Origin of the sequence: Agrobacterium sp. ST15.16.055, assembly GCF_027956555.1 — a bacterium.
Lineage (GTDB): Bacteria > Pseudomonadota > Alphaproteobacteria > Rhizobiales > Rhizobiaceae > Agrobacterium > Agrobacterium salinitolerans.
Genome location: NZ_JAQKGN010000001.1, coordinates 264,605 through 285,252, shown reverse-complemented (window position 1 = coordinate 285,252; position 20,648 = coordinate 264,605). Strand labels below are relative to the sequence as shown.

The window sequence follows — 20,648 nt, the reverse complement described above, 5'->3', positions numbered from 1 at the left end:
GGTTCAGCGGTTGTTCTTCTTGCGCCATTCGGCAAATGCCGTCTGGTGCTCTTCCTTGGTGCAGGGGTAAAGCCCGATGATCGTCTGGCCGGCCTTGACCTGCTCCACGACGAAATCCTCGTAAGCGGTCATTTCCACCGCCTCGGTCGCCACCTCGTCGGCAATGCCCGCCGGGATGACGATAACGCAATCGGCGTCGCCGACGATGATGTCACCCGGGAAAACCGGCGCATCGCCGCAGCCGATCGGGCCGTTGATCTCGATAGCCTCGTGTTTGGTGAGGTTGGTCGGGCTGGAGGGCCGGGTGTGGTAGGCTGGAATATCCAGCTCGGCAATGGTGGCCGCGTCACGGAAACCGCCATCGGAAACGATGCCTGCACCACCGCGAACCATCAGGCGCGTGACCAGAATATCGCCCGCCGAGGCGGCAGAAGCGTCCTTGCGGCTGTCCATGACAAGCACATGGCCGGGCGGGCAGGTTTCGATGGCGACGCGCTGCGGATGGGCGGGATTGCGGAATTCCACGAGCTGGTTGCGATCCTCGCGGGCCGGCATGTAGCGCAGGGTGAAGGCTGGGCCCACCATGTTTTTACCCTTGTAGCCCAGAGGGCGCACGCCCTGAATGACCTGGTTGCGCAGGCCGCGCTTATAAAGCGCCGTCGCCAGGGTAGCGACGGAAATCGTCATCAGTTTTTCGCGCGTTTCATTGTTCATCTCTGTCTCCTCGCAATGGCGGATAAATGCGTTTCAAGTCCTGTGAATGGGCTCATCGATAAAAATGCCGCCCTGATATTTTGCGATCGCAGCCTCCGGGTCGGGGCGCGGTACGTCGCGCTCGATTTCCGCACGGTAACGCGCGGCATTGTCGCGCCGCTGCCAGCCGAGAAAGTCGACATGGGAATTGTCCCACCAGCTGTCGTCATTGGCCGAAACGCCCCAGATGACCGGGCAGCCGAGCGTCGGCACGCGGAATGTGGCCTCAATCAGCGAGACGAAGTCACCGTAGCTCAGCCACGTCGATAACATCCGCCAGTTGGACGGTTTTTCTTCGCAGGAGCCGATGCGGACAATTGCGGTCTCCTGGCCGAATTTGGAATGGTAGAGGCTTGCCATCGCCTCGCCGAAAATCTTCGAAACCCCATAGAGGCCATCGGGCAGAAAAGGCGTCTCCGGGCTAAGCTGTTGACCCTGCGGGTAATAACCGATCGTATGGTTGCTGGAGGCGAACAGAATGCGCGGCATGCCGTTCAACCGTGCCGCCTCATAGAGATTGTAGACACCACGCAGATTGGCCGCCTCTATCGGATCGAAAGCCCTCTCGACGGAAACGCCGCCGAGATGGACGACGCCGTCGCAGCCCTTGACGAGATCGTGCACCGCCTGCTCGTCTTCGAGCGCGCAGCGAACGAGTTCCTCGTGAGGAGCTGGCGTACCCAAATCGACGACATCAGACAGGCGAATAGTTTCGGTAACGTGGCCAAGCCGCCCGCGCAGCATGCTTCCCAGCTTGCCGCCGGCACCGGTGATGAGCAATCGCTTCAACATGTCGCGTCCTTAGAAAATATCGGGCTCGCCGGCGGTGCGGCCGAAATCCGTTTGCAGGAAGTCGAAGTCGCAGCCCTGATCAGCTTGGGTGACGTGCTTGGAGAAAAGATAGCCATAACCACGCTCATAACGCGGCGCAGGCGCTTGCCATGCCGCCCGGCGCTGGGCGATCTCTTCTTCGCTAACCAGCATATCGAGACGACGCTGGGGCAGGTCGAGGCGCACGATATCGCCGGTTTTCAGAAGCGCCAAGGGACCGCCGACGAAGCTTTCCGGCGCGACATGCAGTACGCATGCACCGTAGGACGTGCCGGACATGCGTGCATCGGAAATGCGCAGCATATCGCGGTGGCCCTTTTTGATCAGCGCCTTTGGAATGGGCAACATGCCCCATTCCGGAAAGCCGGGGCCGCCAAGCGGTCCGGCATTGCGCAGCACCAGCACATGATCGGGCGTCACATCGAGATTTTCATCGTCGATGGCTGCCTTCATTTCCGGGTAGCTGTCAAACACCAGCGCCGGACCTTGATGGACATGCAGTTTGGGATCGCAGGCGGCAGGCTTGATCACGGCGCCGTCGGGGCAGAGATTGCCACGCAGGACCGCGAGCGAGCCTTCCGCATAGACGGGATTGTCGAGCGAGCGGATGACGTCGTCATTATAGACTTTCGCGCCTTCGAGATTTTCGCCCATGCTGCGGCCGGTCACGGTCAGCGCTGAACAGTCGAGACGGCTTTCCAGCTGTTTCATCAGCGCCCTGAGGCCACCGGCGTAAAAGAAGTCCTGCATGAGATAGTCCTTGCCGGAGGGGCGGACATTGGCGATGAGCGGCGTAACGCGGCCAAGCTCGTCCAGTTCGTCCAGCGTCATCGGCACACCGGCGCGCCGCGCCATGGCGATCAGATGCACGACGGCATTGGTGGAGCAGCCGGTCGCCATCGCAACAATAGCGGCATTGCGAAACGCTGCCGCCGTCAGGATATGGTTCGGTGTCAGGTCTTCCGACACCATCTCAACGATGCGGCGGCCGCAGGCTGCGGACATGCGCTGATGTTCGGAATCGACCGCCGGAATGGAGGAGGCGCCGGGCAGCGTAATGCCAAGTGCGTCGGCAATGGCCGTCATGGTCGAGGCCGTGCCCATGGTCATGCAGACACCAGCAGAGCGGGCGATGCCGCCCTGCACGCCACGCCATTCCTCGTCCGTGACATTGCCTGCGCGTCGCTCATCCCAATATTTCCAGGCGTCCGAACCCGAGCCCAGAACCTTGCCGGCATAATTTCCGCTCAGCATCGGGCCGGCGGGCAGATAGATCATCGGCACGCCGGCCGAAATCGCACCCATGACGAGGCCGGGCGTCGTCTTGTCGCAACCGCCCATCAGCACCACGCCGTCCAGCGGATGGGAGCGGATCATCTCCTCCGTCTCCATCGCCAGCATGTTGCGGTAAAGCATCGATGTCGGCTTGGTGAAGCTCTCATCCACCGAAAGCGACGGCATTTCGACGGGAAAACCGCCCGCCTGCAACACGCCGCGTTTCACATCCTTCACCCTTTCAGGGAAATGCGAATGACAGGTATTGAGCTCCGACCAGGTGTTGAGGATACCAATGACGGGTTTTCCGACAAAATCCTCCTCCGCATAACCGAGCTGCATCATGCGCGAGCGGTGGCCGAAGCTGCGCAGGTCGTCGGGTGCGAACCAGCGGTCGGAACGGAGTTTTTTATCGGTCATGTCAATGGTCCTGCGTTGCGGGTTGCGCCAAAGGCTGTCAGTCCTGCCGGAGCGTCAGCCCGCTCGTCGTATCGAAAAGGTGGACGTGTTGAAGCGGTGCGGAGAGGCGGATGACTTCGCCCGCCGATGTCGAGGTCTGGCCGGAAAGATGCAGCGTCACCGGGGTGCCGTCACCCAGATTACCGTAGAGATAGGACTCGCCGCCCAGCTGCTCTGCGGTGCGTACTGACATCGTCAACGCACCGCCGTCGCCCGGCTCCACATGGTTCGGGCGGACGCCGAGCGTCACCTTCTGACCGGGCTTATAGGCAAAGCCGGTCTGCGGCAGCGGGATAGTCTCGCCCGTCGCGATTTTGAGAGCAGGCGTTGCGTCCGAAGTCACTTCGCCCGCAAAGAAATTCATCTTCGGCGAGCCGATGAAGCCTGCCACGAAAATATTGGCCGGGCGGTTGTAGAGATCGAGCGGCACGCCGAACTGTTCAAGCTTGCCGGCACGCAGAACAGCAATCTTGTCGGCCATGGTCATGGCCTCCACCTGATCATGCGTCACGTAGATCATGGTGTTGCCGAGACGCCGGTGCAGGCTGGAAATTTCGCCGCGCATATCGACGCGCAGTTCCGCATCGAGGTTGGAAAGCGGCTCGTCGAAAAGGAATACGCGCGGCTCGCGCACCACGGCACGGCCGATGGCGACGCGCTGGCGCTGGCCGCCCGACAGGTCTTTCGGGCGACGCTCCAGCAGCTGGTCGATCTGCAGCATCTTCGCTACCTGAGCGATCTTCTCGGCGACTTCCTTTTTGGGGGTGCCGATATTCTCAAGGCCGAAAGACAGGTTTTCGCGCACCGTCATATGCGGATAAAGCGCGTATGACTGGAACACCATGGCAAGGCCACGATCCGCCGCCGGCACCGTGTTGACCACGTCGCCGCCGATGACGATATCGCCGCCTGTCAATTCCTCGAGACCCGAGATCATGCGCAGCAGGGTGGATTTGCCGCAGCCGGATGGGCCGACGAAGACGCAGAACTCGCCATGTTTGATATCGAGATCGATACCCTTGATGACATCGAGGGCGCCATATGTCTTTTTGACCTGACGAAGCTGAATACTTGCCATTGTCGTATTTCCTCCCTGAGGATTATTTGCCGCCCGTGGACGCAATGCCGGTGGCGATATATTTTTGCAGGAACATGAAGACCAGCGCGATGGGCGCAAGCGTCAGCACGGTCATGGCCAGAAGGTTGCTCCATTCCGTCGTCATCTCCCCCTGGAAGGAGTTGAGCGCCAGCTGCAGGGTGAAGTTGTCGTTGCGGGTCAGCACGATGAGAGGCCAGAGGAAGTCGTTCCAGCGCCACATGATCGCAAGGATCGCCAGAACGGCAAGCGCCGGAGCCGATAACGGCAGGATGATACGCCAGTAGATTTTCCACTCGCTCGCCTTGTCCATGCGCGCCGCATCGAGGATTTCATCGGGTATCGTCAGCATGTATTGCCGCAGCAGGAAGACGCCCGTGGGTGTCGCGGCACCGGGAATGATGACGCCCCAGAGACTGTTGATCATGCCAAGCTGGCTGGTGATGAGAAACAGCGGCACGAGCACCACCGTCTGCGGGATCATCAATGTGCCGACAACCAGCGCTAGCACCACGCCCCTGCCCTTGAACTGATATTTCGAGAGCGCAAACGCGGCCATGGAATTGACGATCAGCATGATGAGCGTCGACGTCACCGTGATGAAGGTCGAGTTCCAGAAATAGAGCGGGAAATTGAAGCGCTGGAAAAGCTCGGTGTAGTTTTCCGTCGCCAGCGCCACCTTTTCAGCCGGTTTCAGCTCGTTGAACGGCATCTTCAGGACTTCGGTCGGCTTGGCCGGGTCAACCACCTGGGCCACGAGGCCGATGCGGCGGATCATGCCGAGCTTGCGGCCATCCTTGTCGACATAGGCCGGCAGCGGCGCTGCCTGCCCATCAACCGCCACGGTTTCTTGGCTATAGGGCAGAAGGCGCGGCGGGAAGCGTTGAAGGTCGGCCTCCGTCTTGAACGAAGAGAGCACCAGCCAGACGACGGGGCCGAACATCATCAGCACGGCCACGCCGAGATAGGCGTAGGACAGCCAGTCGGTCCAGTGCAGCTTGCCGTTGCGGCCGCGGGTACGGGTCAGAAATGCGCCAATCCTAGCCATCGACCTTGCTCCTGTTTGCCCGGAATTGCAGGGCGGTCAGCACCACGAGCACCACGGCGAGCAGCAGCGAAGCGGCGGCCGCAAGTCCGAAATTCCGGGGCGTCCCGGCAAAGCCGGTCTGATAGATGAATTGAATGATGAAGGTCGTCGCCGAACCCGGACCACCGCCGGTAAAGGCAAAGACTTCATCGAAAGTCTGCACGCCCTTGATGACCGACAGGACGAGAACGACAAGCATGGTGGGCGCAAGCAGCGGCAGGGTAATGCGCCGGAAGATGCGCCATGGGCTTGCCTTGTCCAGTTGCGCCGCCTCGTAGACATCACGCGGGATCGCCTGCAGGCCGGCGAGGAGAATGAGCGTATAGAAGCCCATATGCGCCCATACCGACAGGAAGACGGACCAGCCGAAGGCAAGGTTGGCCTCGAGCAGCCAGTCCACCGAACCGAGGCCGAGCCCCTCCATCGCCGCATTGAGAACGCCGAAACGCTGGAGAATCCACTTCCAGATCAGCGCGACCACGACGGGTGACAAGAGAACCGGGAAAAAGAAGACCGCGCGAAAAAAGCCACGGGCGCGGATATCGCGATTAAGCACGATGGCCGTGATCAGCGAGAATCCAACCATGAAACCCACCTGCAGCACGACGAAGAACAGCGTGTTCCAGACGGAGCGCCAGAACAGGTCGCGCGCACAGGAATTGGGATCAAGATAATTCTGACAGGAAAGAAGGACCGAAAAGTTTTCGCCGCCCACCGAAGGGCGCTCGGAAAGCAATATGTGTTCGCTGCCGGTCACGGAATAGGCCATGTTCAGCAGGATCGGCAGGAAGGCGAAGACCGCAAACAGGATCAGGTTGGGTGTCAGAAACACCCACGCAATCCGCCGGTGGCCAAGAACCTTCTGCAGGAAGGCAAAGGGCAGTTCGACGATGCCCATGACGGGCGCAAGAAATTTATACATGAGGGTCCTCCTTCGATCCGGCGCGGCGCGGCATGCGCCGCGCCGGAAGGCGATGGATCACTTCGCCTGTTTCAACGCTTCCTCGAGGTCCGTCTTCGCACGGGCCATGGCCTCATCGACGGTGCTCTCACCGACGATGGCCTGCGTAATGCGCTGGACGGAGATGTTGAACATGGCGCGATTGTTCTTGTAGCCCTGATAGGCATAGGCAATCGGGCTGAGGCCGGGAATCTGGTCCAGCCAGGCATTCATGGCCTTCTGCGTCGCAGGCGTCGCACCGGTATAGGTCACGCCCTTGTCGGCCACGGCCTTGTGGGCCGGAACGTTGCGGGTGCGAACGGTGAAGTCGAGATAATTCTCGTCCTGAGCGAGGAAGTTCAGGATATCGGCGACGATCTTCGGGTTCTTGGTCTGCTTGAAGCCGACGATGCCGGTACCGCCCGGCATGCCCGTGCAGGCGGCGCCACCGCAGGGCTGCGGCACGACTTCCCAGTCGAAGGCATCGCCCACCTGGCTGTCGAAGCGCGCGGTCTGCCAGCTGCCGGAATAATAATAAACCAGCTGGCCGTTGATGAATTCCTGCGCGGCGTCGCGGTAGGTATTGCCGCCCTGCCCGGCCCAGACGTCACGCGCCATGGTGCCGTCCTTGTTCCATTCGACGAATTTCTTCACGAAAGTCGTAAAGCCTTCGTCGACGAGGATCGGCTTGCCGTCAGCATCGAAAATCTTCGCGCCATAGGAAATGGCCGGGCCGGCGATGCGATGGCCGGAACGGTCGATGGCCATCGGGTAAGGTGTGCCGGTTGCCTTGGCGACGGCATTGGCAGCCTTCGCCCAATCGTCCAGCGTTGCATCCTTGCCGGGTACGGCGACATTTGCCTGATCGAACAGGGTACGATTGATGAAAGCGCCGGTGATGGTGAGCTGGGTATGCATGCCGTAGATGCCCTTGTCGTCGGGGCCGCTGCGGTACCATTTCAGCACATTGGAGAAATTGTCTTCCCAATATTTCGCGTCCACATAGGGCGTGAGATCGAGATAATAGCGGTTGAGGCCGCCGAGGTCGGTCACGGTTGCGAAATCCGGCCCGCTGCCGCCGGCGAGCTGTACGGGCAGGCCTTCCAGCAACGCCTTGTAGGGCACAATGTCAGTAACGATCTTCACGTCCGGATGCTGCTTTTCGTAACGGGCGAGAATGTCCTTCAGGATTTCGCAGCCATTGCCGTCATAAGCGCAGGTGAAGCGCACTTCCTCGGCCGCCTGGGCGGCGCCTGCAAAGGACGCCGCGCCAATGGCGAGCGCCAATGCCATGCTGTATTTACCGATCATCTCTTTTCCTCCCTTAGATGATTATGCGTTGGCGGATGCGTGCGGAGCCCAGCCTTTGATCCATTCACCTTCTGCGGCGTCGGACAGGCGGACCGGCTTTCTTTCCCGTACCGAGCGATAGATGGCGGTAACGAGTTCTATGGACTGCAGGCCGTCGTTGACCGTCACTTCCTTGCCGCCGCGTCCTTCCATCGCGTCGGCAATGGCTTCGACAAAACCGGCAAAGCCGTTTTCGCCGTCGGCAACCTTTGCCAGAACGGCATCGATCTGGTCCTGCGTGGTGGGTGCACGGGCGATGAAACGCCATGTGTCTTCGGCCGGGCGATAGGGAAGCGTGCCACTCTCGGCGGTGAAGCCTTCGAAGCAGAAGCGCAGACGGGACGTATCTTCTGCTGCACCGAGCGTGACGGAGCTGGTCGCCAGCGCACCGCTTTTCATGCGGAAACTGAGTGCTGCGCAATCTTCGGTTTCGATGGTGTTGACGCGCGTGTCGGCCATGGCGAAAACTTCCTCGACCGGGCCGAGGACGTGGCAGAGAAGATCATGGGCGTGGATGGCGTGACCGAGGATCGCGCCGCCGCACTCACCCTTCCAGGTGCCGCGCCACGGGATGTCGTAATAGCTGGCGCCACGGTTCCAGTGAACTTCCGAGCTTGCGACAAAGGCCTTGCCCGCAAGACCGGCATCGATCAGCGCCCGCAACTGCCGCATGGCATGTCCAAAACGGTACTGGAAGACGGGAAATACACCGCGTCCGGTCTTCTTGACGGACTCGATCAGCGCATTGGCCTCTTCCAGAGAGCGAACCAGCGGCTTTTCGCAGACCACATCCTTGCCCGCCGCATGCGCCTTCAGAGTGACAGGAAAATGCAGGTGTGGCGGCAGGCAGACGTCGATGAGCTGAATGCTCTCATCGGCCAGAACCTCATCGAGATCGGTGGTCAGACGAATGGAGGTGTCATCGCCGGCGACGGAGCGCGCGCGCTCCAGATCGAGATCGCAGATCGCCTTGACGACGAAGCGCTTGGGCAGCGCCCGATAACCGCTCAGATGCTGGGCGCCGATGCCGGCGCCGATGATGGCAACACCGATCATTTCGAGGCTCCCTCAGCCTTGGCCTGCGCCTGAAGCGAGAGGTCGCAGACCTTGAAGACGTGTTCCTGCGTCATCGCCGTTTCCGTGCGGTTGCGGATATCGTCGCAGATGCGGGCGAAATAGGGCAGACCGGCGCCGGAAGCATCAATATACTCGCAGCGGTCGCCGTTGACGAGAACGAGGCGGTCCGTGCCTTCGGTATTGCCGACATCCACATATTTACGCAGTTCGATGTAACCTTCGGTGCCGAGGATGGTCAGGCGGCCGTCACCCCAGGTCGGCAGCGCATCGGGCGTGTACCAGTCGACGCGGATATAGCCGTGGCCCTTGTCGCCGCGCAGCACAACTTCGCCGAAATCCTGAAGACCCGGATCGTGAGGGTTGGCGTAATTGGCAACGGTGGCGGACACGATCTCAACCTCGGTCGAACCCGTGAAGAACATGAACTGATCGATCTGGTGGCTGGCAATATCGGTGAGGATACCACCATAGGCTTCACGCTCGAAGAACCATGTCGGGCGGATCTGGCGGTTGAGACGATGCGGGCCGAGGCCGACGGTCTGGATGACGCGGCCGATAGCGCCCTGGGCAACGAGTTCAGCCGCCTTGGTCACGCTCGGCACTTCAAAGCGCTCCGAGAAATCGACGGTCCAGATGCGCTTGGTCTTTGCCACGGTCTGACGAAGGCGATCGAGCTGTTCGAAGGTGGTGCAGCCGGGCTTGTCGGACATGACATCCTTGCCGGCTTCCATGGCGGCGATAGCGAGATCGGCGCGCTTGGAGGGAATGTCGGCGATGACGACGAGATCGACAGTGCCGTCAGCCAGCAGCGCCTCTTTCGATGCTGCGCGCGGCACATTCGGGAAGCGCTTGACGAAGCCTTCCACGACATCGGGCTCGCCTTCTGTCCACCAGCCGGCAAATTCGGCGCCGGCATCCAGCAGGTTCTGGGCCATGCCGAAAATATGCCGATGCTCAATACCAAGAGCGACGAACTTGATTGCTTTACTCATCCTGCAGTTCCACTTCCTTGCCGGTATCGGCCGAGTTGATGATCGCATCGATCAATCTGTGAGACAAAAGAGCCGCTTCGCCGGTGACGACCGGCGGGCGTCCTGAAGAGATGGCGTCTGCGAAATCATCGAAAACGCCCTGATGCCATTCATGCGTGAAAGCCATGGGGTCGGCGCCGCCGCCCGTGCCAGCGGCCGCGCCGCCAAAAGTCTCCTGCCGGCCATCGCGCCAGTCGACATGCAGCAGGCCGGAGGCGAGCCGCAGGCTGGCATTGTCGAAATGCAGGAGGATCGATTCCGCAGCCCCGGGGAAGCTTGCGGTGCTTGCCACCAGCGAGCCGACAGCGCCATTCCTGAAACGCAGGCCCGCAGACACGTAATCTTCGGTTTCCATGCGGTGGAAACGCGTCGTTGCAGCCATCGCCTGAACACGGGCGACCGGCCCCGTCAGGCTCAAGGCCAGATCAATCGTATGGATTGCCTGGGAGATCAGTACGCCGCCGCCATCGCGCGCCAGCGTGCCGCGACCCGGTTCGTCGTAATAGGATTGCGCGCGCCACCAGGGCACCGAGATTTCGCAGAGGCCGAGCATCCCGAGCGTTCCGCCGTCCACAAGCTCGCGCGCTTTTTGCGATGCGGCCCGCATGCGGTGCTGGAAGATGATGCCGAGCGCGACACCCGCGTCACGACACAGGGCGACGAGACCCTCGGCTTCCCGCGTATTGCGAGCGACCGGCTTCTCCATCAGGATGTGTTTGCCAGCCTGCGCCAGTTTTCCGACGATATCGATGCGGGCATTGGGCGGCGTGGCGATAATGGCGAAATCGACATCCGCATCGCGCGCCGCTTCGTCGACGGAGGAATAAACCGCCACCGCGTATCCGGTATGTTTCGACGCCTCGGCAGCCAGTGCCTTGGCGCGGCCGGAACCACCATCGACGATGCCCTTCAGGCGAATTTTTTCCGGGCTTGCCGCGCAGGCAAGCACATGCGTCTTCGCCACCATTCCGGCGCCAACGATGACACAGGTCTTGATATTTTGCATTTCGGGAGCCTCCTTCCCAATGCGCGATCATTTGCATACCGGTATGCCGGTTGTCAACAGACTTGTGTTCCGGTATACCGGTTATGAGAACAGTGGAGGGTACATGCCGAAAATTCCTGTAACAGGCGTGCCGACGATGGAGCGGCTGGACCTCAACCGTCCGGTCGTGGACCAGATTTACTCCGCGCTGAAATCAGCCATCCTCTCGCGAGAGCTTTTTCCCGGGCAAGCCGTCTCTGAAAACGAGATCGGACAGTCGTTCAATTCGAGCCGAACGCCGGTACGCGAGGCGCTGAGCCGCCTGCGCGACGACGGCCTGATCGTCACGCTGCCAAGCCGTGGAACCTATGTCTCGCGACTATCGGAAAAGAACATCCGTAGCGCGCAATTCATCCGCGAGGCGCTTGAAGTGGCCGCAGTGCGCAGGCTTTGCCAGATTGGCCTTGCGCCAGAGGCCGAGCAGGAGATCGAGCATGCGCTGAATGGCCAGCGGGCGGCGATGCGCAACGGCGACAGAAAAGCTTTCCGCATCCATGACGACCAGTTTCACAGCGCGCTTGCCGCCGCAACGGGCCTCGAAAGGCTGGAATCTCTGTTGATCCGCGAGAAGGCGGGGCTGGATCGTTTGCGCGCCCTGGCCATCACCGATGAGGCGCATATGGCGCGGCTGCTTTCCGAACATGAGGCGGTATACGACGCAATCAGGGCGGGTGACGACGCCCGCGCGACGGATTGTCTGCAAAAGCACCTGAGACGCGTCCTAGGCATTCTCTCACAAGTTTTCGAGAACCATCAGGACTACTTCGAATAATTCCGCAGCATTTTTTTCAACGGTTCGAGCATCATGAATACGGCAAACCCCGGACACACGCTTGCCATGTCGCAGGCGGAACTTCTTTGCGACACGATGAGCACACTTGCGGAATCTCCTGTTTGGGACGAGCGGCGACAGGTGCTTTTCTGGTGCGATATTCTCGGCGGGACGGTGCGGTCCGCAGCGCTCGAGCCCGGGCGTTATCGCGAATGGTCGTTCCCCCACACCGTATCGAGCCTTGGACTTTGTCAGAACGGCGATCTCGTCGTCGCCTGCGGCATGGATGTTATCATTCTCAATCCTGACAGCGGCGAAACGCGCCTCCTCCATTCCATTCCTGCGCCCAAAGGCATCCCCTGCCGGCTGAACGACGGGCGGATCGGCCCCGACGGCGCTTTCTGGGTGGGAACCATGCACAATGTCCCGCTCCCGGACATGGAGCCCCATGGCGAACTCTGGCGGATCACCGAAAAGAACGCCGAGCGTATTCAGACGGGGCTGACATGCCCGAACGGGCTCGCCTTCTCCGAGGACGGATCGATCATGTGGCAGAGCGATTCCGTTCAGAAATGGATACGTCGGCGAAATTTCGACAGCCGGAACGGCAGCTTCGATGAGGGCGTGCTGGTGGCCCAGATGACGGAAGAGACTGGAAGGCCCGATGGCGGCTGCCTCGATAGCAGCGGCAACTATTACAGCGCAGGCGTGTCGGCCGGCCTGCTCAACGTTTTCACGCCCGACGGCGCGTTGGCGGACGTGATAGCAGCCCCAGTGCCCCACCCCACGATGCTCTGCTTCGGGGGCACGGATTTCAGTACTCTTTTCCTGACATCCCACCGCCACAACATGTCCGAGGACCGACTGCACAAAGCGCCATTTTCAGGTGGCGTCTGGGCGATCCCCACTCAGACGAAAGGGTTTGCCGGCTTCCGCTTTGGCGACGGTAGGTAACGTCCGGAAGCCGGGTTCCGAACCCTATTCCTCCCGGAAGGCGCGGCTGATCTGGTCGGTCAGCGGTTTGGCGATATAGGACAGCGCCGTTCTTTCGCTGGTCTGAATGAAGGCCTCGGCCGGCATGCCCGGCACCAGCGGCGCATTGTTCAGCTTCCGCCGCTCGGAGACCGGTACGGAAATCCGCGCCAGATAATAAGAGAGACCGCTGCGCTGATCGGTGGTGATATCCGCCGCGATGCGGCTGACATGGCCTTCCAGTTCCGGCGTGACGCGCTGGTTGAATGCGGTCATGCGCAGCATCGCCTTTTGCCCCAATTGAAGCTGATCGATATCCTTGGGCACGATCTGCACCTCCAGCGCCAGCTCGTCTCCGTCAGGCACGATGAGCATGATCGGATCCGCCGGCGTCACCACGCCCCCCACGGTGTGCACGGCCATTTCATGCACCACGCCTGATTGCGGCGCGACAATGTCGATGCGTTTCAGCTGGTCTTCGGCGGCAACCTTGCGCTCGACGAATTCGCCCATCTGGGCCTGTATCTCGCGCAGTTCCCGCCCGACCTCGGTGCGCAATTCCTGATCGATCTGCAGGATTTGCAGCCTGGTTTCGGTGATGCGCCCCGCCGTCTGCGCCTGATAGGCGATTTTCTCGCCGCGCTCACCGCCGAATGTCGCGGCCTGCGTCTGCAGGCTGTTCAGCCGCTGCACGGACACGACACCCTGTTCAAGCAGGGATTTCTGCGAGGTGATTTCAGCCTCCAGCACGGCAAGGCCGTTATCATAGGCGACTTCCTGCGCCTTCAGCCCTTCGATCTCATGTTCGAACTGGGTGATACGCTCGGAAAGCTGTGCTTTGCGCCCTTGGCGATAGGATTTGCGGAATTCGAACAGCTTGGTCTCGCTGCGCATGGCGGAGGCGACATCGGCATCGTCTTTTCGCGCCATCAACGCCTGCGGAAAGACGAGTTCCGGCAGATCGTCGCGCTCGGCCTCCAGCCTTGCCATGCGCGCATTCAGCTCATCCAGACGCTTGGTCACGATGGCGAGATTGGCGCGGGTATGGGTCGCATCAAGGCGCATGACCACATCGCCGGCCTTCACTCTATCGCCTTCGTTCACCAGAATTTCGACGACGACACCGCCGCTCGGATGCTGCACCTTCTTCGTGTAGGAATCCACCACCAGATGACCGGAGGCGACAACCGCGCCGGCAAGATTGGTCGTAGCAGCCCATCCGCCGACACCGGCCAGCAGCGCTACGCCCGCAGCAAGGCCGGCAACGAGATGCTTGCGGATGGAGCGGGACACATGGCTGCGCCGGTCAATGTTTGACATCTGCATCTCCTTCCTGGCTGTTCTCTTCACGGACGTCTTCCAGCACCGGCGCGTGAGGCTGGGTATTGGCGACGACGCGCAGCGGCGAGATGGTCTGGGCGGATGCGGTAAATCCCTTGCCCGACTGCGCCTGCGGAACGCGCAGGACTTTCGACAACACCTCATCTCGCGGGCCGAACGCCTTCATCCTCCCCTCTTCCATCATCAGAATGAAATCGACAGCGCCGATGGCGCTCGGCCGGTGGGCGACGACGACGGCAATCCCGCTCCGCGCCTTGACCGAGGAAATCGCCTTGACCACGGCGGCTTCGCCTTCCGCATCGAGATTGGCGTTGGGTTCGTCCAGCACCACGATGAAGGGATCGCCGTATAGCGCGCGGGCAAGGCCGATGCGCTGGCGCTGCCCGGCGGAAAGCGCCGAACCCGCCTCGCCGATATCGCTGTCATAACCCTTTTCGAAACGCAGGATCAGCTCATGCGCGCCCGCAGCCCTGGCCGCCGCGATGATGGCCTCAGGATCGGGATTATCCTCGAAACGGGAGATATTCTCGCCGATCGTGCCATCGAACAACTCAACGCCCTGCGGCAGATAACCGATATGGCGGCCCAGCGCCTCACGGTCCCACTGCTCGAAACTTGCACCGTCCAGTCGTACCTTGCCGGCCGCAGGCATCCAAGCGCCGGTGAGAATGCGCGACAGGGTGGATTTGCCCGAGCCGGAGGGGCCGATAACGCCGAGCGCGTTTCCAGCGGTCACGATGAAGCCAAGTCCGGTGACGGTTGGTTTTCTTTCTCCCGGCGGAACGATGGTGACGTTTTCGACCCGCAAATCCTTTTCAGGTCTCGGCAGGGCCATGGCGGCGGCATTGGCCGGCATCTGTGCAAAAAGCTCCCTCAGCCGCGCCCAGCTCTGCCGGGCGGCCACAAAGGACTTCCAGTTGGAAATGGCAAGATCGACGGGCGCCAGCGCCCGGCCCATCATGATCGAACTGGCGATCATCACGCCGCCGGAGGCCTCTTGATTGATGACGAGCCACGCGCCGACCGCCAGAATTGCCGATTGCAGCACGACCCGCAAAGACTTCGCGATGTTGCCAAGACCGCCGGCCACATCGCCCGCCTTGCGATTGGCGGCAAGATAGGCCTCGTTGGAATTCTGCCAGCGTTTTCCGAGCCGACCGCCAAGCCCCATGGCCTGCACGACTTCGGCATTGCGGCGCGAAGCCTCCAGTTGCCGGTTGCGGGCCATATTCTCGACCATGGTGTCGCGGATCGGCTTCTGCGAAAAGATGTTGGTCAGGATTGTGAGGGAGACAAGCAATATCGCGCCGGCAAGCGCCGTCACACCGATCCAGAAATGAAACAGAAAACATATGCCGAGATAAAGCGGCATCCACGGCAGATCGAAAAAGGCCGTCGGCCCCGTGCCGGAGAGAAAACCGCGCACATTATCGAGATCGCGCAGCGGCTGCAGACCGTCCCCCGGCATGCGGTTGACAAGCGGCAGGCGCACCACCGCATCATGCACCTTACCGGAATAACGCAAGTCGAAATCTTCACCGATACGGATCAGAACGCGAGCGCGGATGATATCGAGCAGGCACTGGAAGCCGTAAAGGCCAAGCGCGAGAATGGCGAGCCCGACCAGCGTCGGCAGGCTGCCGCTGGCCAGAACCCGGTCATAAACCTGGAGCATGAAGAGCGGCGAAGTGAGCGCGAGTATATTGACCACGCCGCTGACCAGCGCAACGCCGAGAAACGTGCTTTTAAGGGGCGAAACAACCGCCGCAGTGAGGGACTGCGGCGGCGTCTGCTGGTGGTTTTGAAAGCCCACAGCCTGATTTTCCTTTACGCGGCAAGCGCCGATGCGCTGGCGAAAATGAAGTCCGACGCGTCGAGCACATTTGCATCGACACCATTCAGTGTGACGGAGACGGACGTGTCTGTGGCCGAAAGGATAACGGCATTTCCGTTATCATTATACCACAACAAATCGTCCACCGAAGTTGCGCCCCAGGCGGAAACATCGAGCGTATCGGTACCGTCCTGATAGCCGTAGGTTCCGGTCGGGCCGGCCGCTACGACGTCGTTGCCGCCGGAAAATACGAAGGTGTCTGCGCCGGCAAAGCCGGTCAGGGTGTTGGAGGCAGCCGTGTCCTCGATCACCGTGCCGGTGGCTGCAAAGTAATCATAGAAGCCGGCCAGCGAACCGAAGCGGGCAAGCTGGTAGACGGCGAGATCGAGAAGATCGCGAGCGCCGGCAAGCGAATAGGCGCTGTCGGGATCGATCAGCAGTTCCTGCTGGCTGACGGCGATGCCGCTGGTGGACTGGCTGTAGCCGGCGCCCAGAACGATGCTGTCGACCGAACCCGTCAGGTTGCCCTGGGAGTACTGCAAAGCGCCGCTCATGACGATGCCCTTGCCGCCGGAACTGCCATCGCCCCACGCCTCATAGGTCGTGTTCGGATCGATGGTGGTGGTGGCGAGAGAGCTGGTCTGAGCGTCGTAGAACGCACCATAGGTCGAACCGAAACCGCTCGTCCAACCGTTGAGGTAGCCGATCAGATCGGAGGAAGACTGCGTCAGTTGAATTGTGGTAGCCATAGGTGTACTCCTTTGCTGGCCAATAGGGATACCTTGGTCATGTGACGAAGGCGTTTCATCTCCGGGACGGGCTGCAACCCCAACCCGGAGAATTTCTTCCACGGTTCAGAACTTCACGTTCATCGTCGCGATAAAGGTGCGACCCGGGGCCGAGTAGGCGCTTGCCGCCGGGATGTATTTGCGGTCCGTCAGGTTGTTGACAGCGAAGCGGAGCGTGGCCTTGTCGTGGAAGGCATAGGAACCGTAGAGGTCCACCGTGGTATAGGGATCGGTCACCTCCCGCAGATTGCCTTCCGTATCCAGTGTGCGCGACTGTGTCGGCGTGACATGGTTGAGCCTTGCGCCCAGCGAGAATTTCTCATCGAAGAAACGCATGCCGCCATCGAGCGTCAGCTTCACCTTGGGCGCGACATCGCCCGGCCAAGCGACGATTTCGCCCGTCGTGGTGGTCGTGCCGTTGGAAAAAACCTGCGTCTTTTCGGGCCATTCCGTCTTCAGAAGCGTCGCCGAGCCGCCGAGCCAGAAATTGCGGGCATCGTAATTGCCCTCGAATTCAAGCCCGCGCATATAGGTCGTGCCGTCCAGATTGACGAAGCTGGTATAGGTGCGGTCGAGAACCTGATCGGTGACGAGATAACCGAGCGCGATATAGTCCTTCACCTCGCGACGAAAGGCGGCCATTTTGATGCGAATGGAATCGTCGTCCAGCAGCACGCCGTCGAAGCTCACATTCGCGCCGATTTCATAGGTCGTCGCCTTTTCGGCGCGCAGGGCCTGATTGGGAGCGTATTCGTATCCGGCGCTGTCGCCCGGACGCGCACCGGCAAAAAATGCCTCGAGGATTGTTGGCGGACGCAGGCTCTGGGAATAGCTTACGTAGGGACGGAACCAGTCGACGGGTTTCAGCTCGATGGTGGCGGAGGGCAGCCAGGCGCTGTAGGTGCGATCGATATCGACTTCATGCGACGGATATTCGGTGACCGGCGTATTGGTGGTTATACCGGTGCCCGGCATACAGTTGGCCGAGGTCCGCGGCCAGATGCTGACGAGAAAAATATTATAACGGGATGCCCATATGGGGGAGTTTGCAGGCAGAAAGACCCGATTGAAGTATTCCAGGGCCGTATAGTGATTGCGAACAAGGTCGCAAGGCACACTTGTCGTTACTATCGATTCCTTGACACTATAATAGGTCGCAGATCCTTTCAGGCGCGACCAGTCGTAACGCACGCCTCCACTCAGAGTGATCCAATCGGCCGGCTCCAGTTCACCATTCAAAAACAGGCTGGCGACGTCGCGCCGCCCGGCAGGGCTGAATGACGTGTAGCTGCTGGCGAAGGAGGGATTTTCGGCGATTTTGGCGCTTGTCGCGACGGATGTGGCAATGTCCCGGAAGGCTTCTGCCCCATAGTTCAGACTGAGCGCGCCCGCCGCCGTATCAAAGCGACTGGTATTTTCCAGGCTGCCGCCGAAACTGCGCAGGCCCATATCGAGGTTCGTCTCCACCGCATATTTGCGCGCCGCACGCAGTTCATGCGTCATATTATCGTTCAGCCACAGCGATGACTTGAAGTCGATGAGTTCGCTCTCCGGGTCCCAGTCAAGCTTCGCGACGACGCTGTCGTTTCGCACGCTTTCCCGGTCGATCACCTCAGATGCGCCCTGAACGAAGTCATTCTCCTGATGCATCCAGGAGAGCGAAGCCTTCACGTCGCCAAAATCGCCTTCGCCCTTGAAGAAGGTGGACCAGCCGTCGCGGCCAAGCAAATCCTTCATCGTCAGCGCGGTGCTGCGGGCCTCGCCCTTCGTTCCGATCTTGTATTCATCCATGATCGTGCGGCTGTAACCGGCGACGAAGGAGAGAGGACCATCCGGCGAGCGAGCAGCGCCGAGAACCGAGCCCTGAAAATCATAACCATTGGTGCCGCGGGAAACATTCGCTTCCCCGCCCTTGTTTTCACCCTCGGCGATGAGATCGTCGGCGCTGACGGTTCGGAACTCGACCTTGCCGCCCAGAGAGCCGGCATTACCCGACCGCGCATTGGTTATTTTCTCGATCTCGACGGCACGGATGAAAGCGACATCCACATAACCCTGCCCGGCGCTTGCGGTGTAGCTCGTGGCGCCGCCGAAGGCCGCACCACGCTGCGCATTCTGCCGCGCGCCATCGATGGAGACGACCACGCGGCCGCTTTCCTGCAAACCGCGCACATTCGGCGAAACGGTTGGGAAGCTGCCATTGCCCTCGCCGGCATAAACACCGGAAACCCGGTTGAAAACATCGCGCGTATTGCGCACGCCGGCCGACTGGATCGCCTCACGGCCGACCACGCTGACACTGGCGGGCGTTTCATAAACCCAGTCGGGCGTCCCCTGATAACCGGAACCGGCAATGGAGTTGCGCCCGGTCTTGCCGGTCAGGGTAATGGTTTCCAGAACCGTGGTGCCCTCCGCCGCAGAAAGATCGACGGTCGATTGCCCCGTGCCGATGACGACGGTTCTGCCATTGCCGGCGATACGGAAATTGACGCCCGTTCCCGCCAACAGCCGTGACAGCGCCTCCCGCACAGTGAAACTGCCGGTGACGGCATTGGTGCGCACATTGCCCGCCGCCGGCGTGGCAAGCGTGACCTGAAGGCCGGATTGCCGCCCGAAAGCACCCACGACCGATGACAGCGACTGGGCGGGAATATTGAACGGCCTCGTCGCCCCCTGCTCGCCGCCTGGACGCTGGGAATTGGCGGTGTCAGCTCCGGTCTGGGCCAGAACGGGCGTCGCGAATGAAACGATGACCGCCGTTGTCGCCAGCAGCATGGCCCTGCGAGCCCGCTTTGCTGCTTTTTCCCCTGAACCGGTCTTACATGTCTGGAGGCGCATATTGCTTTTGTCTTCCTGTCTTTCGCTCCGGATATATCTTGACCGGATTACTCAACAAAAAGACGATTGCCTCGTCGATTTTTTTCAGGATTTCGGAAGAAATTTTATAAATCACTGAAAATAAATATGATTTTTTGTTTTGGAATGTTTCAGAAACGGGTGATGATGCGGGCACTGTCCCCAATCGCATGCACCTTGCCCTTATAGGGTTCCACCAGGGCTTCCAGCGCGCGATCCGGGTCGCGCAGATCGTAAAACCCTGTCACTCTCTGCTCGGCAAGTCGCTTGTCGGCCATGGTAAGCCACGCCGGATGGTAGCGCTGGATCTGCTCCACGACCGAGCCTATCGTCGAATCGACCACATAGAGTTCGCCGTTGCGCCAGCCGCCAATATCCTCGACGGAAACGGTCTCTTTGCGGATCGCGCCGGAAGCGTCGACGATCAGCATCTCGCCCGGCACGAGCCGCGTTGGCGGCGCATTACGGAAGGACGCCTCCACGGAACCGTGCGCCAGCGCCACCTGGGTTACTCCATCCGTCAGGTCGACGTCGAAAGCCGTGCCCAGCACCTGAACGGTAAGGTTTTTTGCCTTCACGACGAAGGGACGCGTTTTATCCGGCACCACGTCGAAAAAAGCTTCCCCCTTCAACACCGTGACATTGCGACGGCCATCCGTGAAATCCGCTGAAAGCGCACTCGCGGCGGCGAGCTGCACTTTGCTGCCGTCTTCGAGGGTGATCGTGCGGCTTTCAGCAGTGGTGGTCTGATAGTCAGCCTGCAAGCGAACGAAAAATGCCGGAACGAACAGCACCGCAAGACAGAGGGAGGCCGCCGCCACGGCCGCGCCGGCATAGCGCCGCCCGGACCAGCGCCGCCGCTGCGGCTTTATCGCGGCCTTGTCCGGCAGATGCGGGGCATCTTCCCAGAGGCTCTTGAATTCCGGCTCCACCAGTCCGAGGTTTCGCCACGTCCTGCATGTTCGTTCCCAGGCGAGACGGTTTGCCGGCTCTGCCCCCAGCCATTGCTCAAATTCCGCCTTCAGCCGCGATTCCGCCGAGCCGGACTGCAAACGCAGCAACCAGTCGGCCGCCTCTTCCGCCTTACCGGCCGGCAATTCAGTTTTTTTCTCTGGATCAATGGTCATTGAACCGGGCCAGT

At 60.8% G+C, this 20,648-nt stretch carries 17 protein-coding genes; 2 read left to right on the top strand and 15 right to left on the bottom strand.

From position 1 onward, the window contains the following. Positions 1 to 3: 3 nt before the first annotated feature. From PL599_RS01400 to PL599_RS01355, 10 genes are read right to left on the bottom strand one after another with little or no spacing between them, the layout of a single operon-like run. A complete protein-coding gene (locus PL599_RS01400; protein WP_003506768.1) occupies positions 4 to 714 on the bottom strand; it encodes a ribonuclease activity regulator RraA in 711 nt (236 codons plus the stop codon). A gap of 33 nt (positions 715 to 747) precedes the next feature. Then, complete coding sequence (locus PL599_RS01395) at positions 748 to 1,545, bottom strand: NAD-dependent epimerase/dehydratase family protein (protein WP_269823541.1); 798 nt, start codon at positions 1,543 to 1,545, stop codon at positions 748 to 750. A 9-nt stretch (positions 1,546 to 1,554) separates the two neighbouring features. Beyond that, positions 1,555 to 3,279 carry an L-arabinonate dehydratase gene (gene araD, locus PL599_RS01390; protein ID WP_077985063.1) on the bottom strand — a complete coding sequence of 575 codons (1,725 nt, stop codon included), beginning with the start codon at positions 3,277 to 3,279 and terminating at the stop codon, positions 1,555 to 1,557. 37 nt (positions 3,280 to 3,316) lie between these two features. Next, positions 3,317 to 4,396: an ABC transporter ATP-binding protein gene (locus PL599_RS01385; RefSeq protein ID WP_269823540.1), complete on the bottom strand. Its 1,080-nt coding sequence runs from the start codon at positions 4,394 to 4,396 to the stop codon at positions 3,317 to 3,319. A gap of 22 nt (positions 4,397 to 4,418) precedes the next feature. Beyond that, complete coding sequence (locus PL599_RS01380) at positions 4,419 to 5,462, bottom strand: carbohydrate ABC transporter permease (protein WP_137411569.1); 1,044 nt, start codon at positions 5,460 to 5,462, stop codon at positions 4,419 to 4,421. Next, a complete protein-coding gene (locus PL599_RS01375) occupies positions 5,455 to 6,423 on the bottom strand; it encodes a carbohydrate ABC transporter permease (protein ID WP_077985065.1) in 969 nt (322 codons plus the stop codon). Before PL599_RS01375 ends, PL599_RS01380 begins: the two co-directional genes overlap by 8 nt. Positions 6,424 to 6,480: 57 nt before the next feature. Beyond that, positions 6,481 to 7,752: an ABC transporter substrate-binding protein gene (locus PL599_RS01370; RefSeq protein WP_077985066.1), complete on the bottom strand. Its 1,272-nt coding sequence runs from the start codon at positions 7,750 to 7,752 to the stop codon at positions 6,481 to 6,483. A gap of 21 nt (positions 7,753 to 7,773) precedes the next feature. Next, positions 7,774 to 8,847, bottom strand: a complete 1,074-nt coding sequence (locus PL599_RS01365; RefSeq protein ID WP_142911964.1) for a Gfo/Idh/MocA family protein — start codon at positions 8,845 to 8,847, stop codon at positions 7,774 to 7,776. Then, positions 8,844 to 9,860 (bottom strand): Gfo/Idh/MocA family protein, encoded by a 1,017-nt coding sequence (locus PL599_RS01360; RefSeq protein ID WP_149147714.1) that lies wholly within the window; start codon positions 9,858 to 9,860, stop codon positions 8,844 to 8,846. The genes PL599_RS01365 and PL599_RS01360 overlap by 4 nt, the downstream gene beginning before the upstream one ends. After that, a complete protein-coding gene (locus PL599_RS01355; RefSeq protein ID WP_173990824.1) occupies positions 9,853 to 10,905 on the bottom strand; it encodes a Gfo/Idh/MocA family protein in 1,053 nt (350 codons plus the stop codon). The genes PL599_RS01360 and PL599_RS01355 overlap by 8 nt, the downstream gene beginning before the upstream one ends. Before the next feature lie 103 nt (positions 10,906 to 11,008). On the opposite strand from PL599_RS01355, the gene PL599_RS01350 reads away from it, so the two are divergent. Beyond that, positions 11,009 to 11,716 carry a GntR family transcriptional regulator gene (locus tag PL599_RS01350; RefSeq protein ID WP_142911966.1) on the top strand — a complete coding sequence of 236 codons (708 nt, stop codon included), beginning with the start codon at positions 11,009 to 11,011 and terminating at the stop codon, positions 11,714 to 11,716. Positions 11,717 to 11,749: 33 nt separating this feature from the next. Then, positions 11,750 to 12,670, top strand: coding sequence for an SMP-30/gluconolactonase/LRE family protein (locus tag PL599_RS01345; RefSeq protein WP_269823539.1), 921 nt, complete (start codon positions 11,750 to 11,752; stop codon positions 12,668 to 12,670). 24 nt (positions 12,671 to 12,694) lie between these two features. On the opposite strand, the gene PL599_RS01340 is transcribed toward PL599_RS01345, so the two are convergent. The 5 genes from PL599_RS01340 to PL599_RS01320 all read right to left on the bottom strand — a co-directional run bounded on the left by PL599_RS01340 (position 12,695) and on the right by PL599_RS01320 (position 20,634). After that, entirely contained in the window at positions 12,695 to 14,008 is a 1,314-nt protein-coding gene (locus PL599_RS01340) for an HlyD family type I secretion periplasmic adaptor subunit (RefSeq protein ID WP_271358777.1), read from the bottom strand. After that, a complete protein-coding gene (locus PL599_RS01335; RefSeq protein WP_269823537.1) occupies positions 13,995 to 15,842 on the bottom strand; it encodes a type I secretion system permease/ATPase in 1,848 nt (615 codons plus the stop codon). The genes PL599_RS01340 and PL599_RS01335 overlap by 14 nt, the downstream gene beginning before the upstream one ends. Before the next feature lie 14 nt (positions 15,843 to 15,856). Continuing rightward, positions 15,857 to 16,612, bottom strand: coding sequence for a hypothetical protein (locus PL599_RS01330; RefSeq protein ID WP_142911970.1), 756 nt, complete (start codon positions 16,610 to 16,612; stop codon positions 15,857 to 15,859). Between the two features lie 105 nt (positions 16,613 to 16,717). Next, positions 16,718 to 19,489: a TonB-dependent receptor gene (locus PL599_RS01325; protein WP_269823536.1), complete on the bottom strand. Its 2,772-nt coding sequence runs from the start codon at positions 19,487 to 19,489 to the stop codon at positions 16,718 to 16,720. 149 nt (positions 19,490 to 19,638) lie between these two features. Further along, on the bottom strand, positions 19,639 to 20,634 hold the full coding sequence (locus PL599_RS01320) for a FecR family protein (RefSeq protein ID WP_269823535.1): 996 nt from the start codon (positions 20,632 to 20,634) through the stop codon (positions 19,639 to 19,641). Positions 20,635 to 20,648: the final 14 nt, after the last annotated feature.

What these genes read in the sequence shown, in the direction of transcription:
- PL599_RS01395 (WP_269823541.1), bottom strand. Translation starts at nt 1,545, where the DNA reads ATGTTGAAGCGATTGCTCATCACCGGTGCCGGCGGCAAGCTGGGAAGC.
- PL599_RS01345 (WP_269823539.1), top strand. Translation starts at nt 11,750, where the DNA reads ATGAATACGGCAAACCCCGGACACACGCTTGCCATGTCGCAGGCGGAA.
- PL599_RS01360 (WP_149147714.1), bottom strand. Translation starts at nt 9,860, where the DNA reads ATGAGTAAAGCAATCAAGTTCGTCGCTCTTGGTATTGAGCATCGGCAT.
- PL599_RS01380 (WP_137411569.1), bottom strand. Translation starts at nt 5,462, where the DNA reads ATGGCTAGGATTGGCGCATTTCTGACCCGTACCCGCGGCCGCAACGGC.
- PL599_RS01320 (WP_269823535.1), bottom strand. Translation starts at nt 20,634, where the DNA reads ATGACCATTGATCCAGAGAAAAAAACTGAATTGCCGGCCGGTAAGGCG.
- araD (WP_077985063.1), bottom strand. Translation starts at nt 3,279, where the DNA reads ATGACCGATAAAAAACTCCGTTCCGACCGCTGGTTCGCACCCGACGAC.
- PL599_RS01375 (WP_077985065.1), bottom strand. Translation starts at nt 6,423, where the DNA reads ATGTATAAATTTCTTGCGCCCGTCATGGGCATCGTCGAACTGCCCTTT.
- PL599_RS01350 (WP_142911966.1), top strand. Translation starts at nt 11,009, where the DNA reads ATGCCGAAAATTCCTGTAACAGGCGTGCCGACGATGGAGCGGCTGGAC.
- PL599_RS01400 (WP_003506768.1), bottom strand. Translation starts at nt 714, where the DNA reads ATGAACAATGAAACGCGCGAAAAACTGATGACGATTTCCGTCGCTACC.
- PL599_RS01370 (WP_077985066.1), bottom strand. Translation starts at nt 7,752, where the DNA reads ATGATCGGTAAATACAGCATGGCATTGGCGCTCGCCATTGGCGCGGCG.
- PL599_RS01325 (WP_269823536.1), bottom strand. Translation starts at nt 19,489, where the DNA reads ATGCGCCTCCAGACATGTAAGACCGGTTCAGGGGAAAAAGCAGCAAAG.
- PL599_RS01340 (WP_271358777.1), bottom strand. Translation starts at nt 14,008, where the DNA reads ATGTCAAACATTGACCGGCGCAGCCATGTGTCCCGCTCCATCCGCAAG.
- PL599_RS01365 (WP_142911964.1), bottom strand. Translation starts at nt 8,847, where the DNA reads ATGATCGGTGTTGCCATCATCGGCGCCGGCATCGGCGCCCAGCATCTG.
- PL599_RS01355 (WP_173990824.1), bottom strand. Translation starts at nt 10,905, where the DNA reads ATGCAAAATATCAAGACCTGTGTCATCGTTGGCGCCGGAATGGTGGCG.
- PL599_RS01330 (WP_142911970.1), bottom strand. Translation starts at nt 16,612, where the DNA reads ATGGCTACCACAATTCAACTGACGCAGTCTTCCTCCGATCTGATCGGC.
- PL599_RS01385 (WP_269823540.1), bottom strand. Translation starts at nt 4,396, where the DNA reads ATGGCAAGTATTCAGCTTCGTCAGGTCAAAAAGACATATGGCGCCCTC.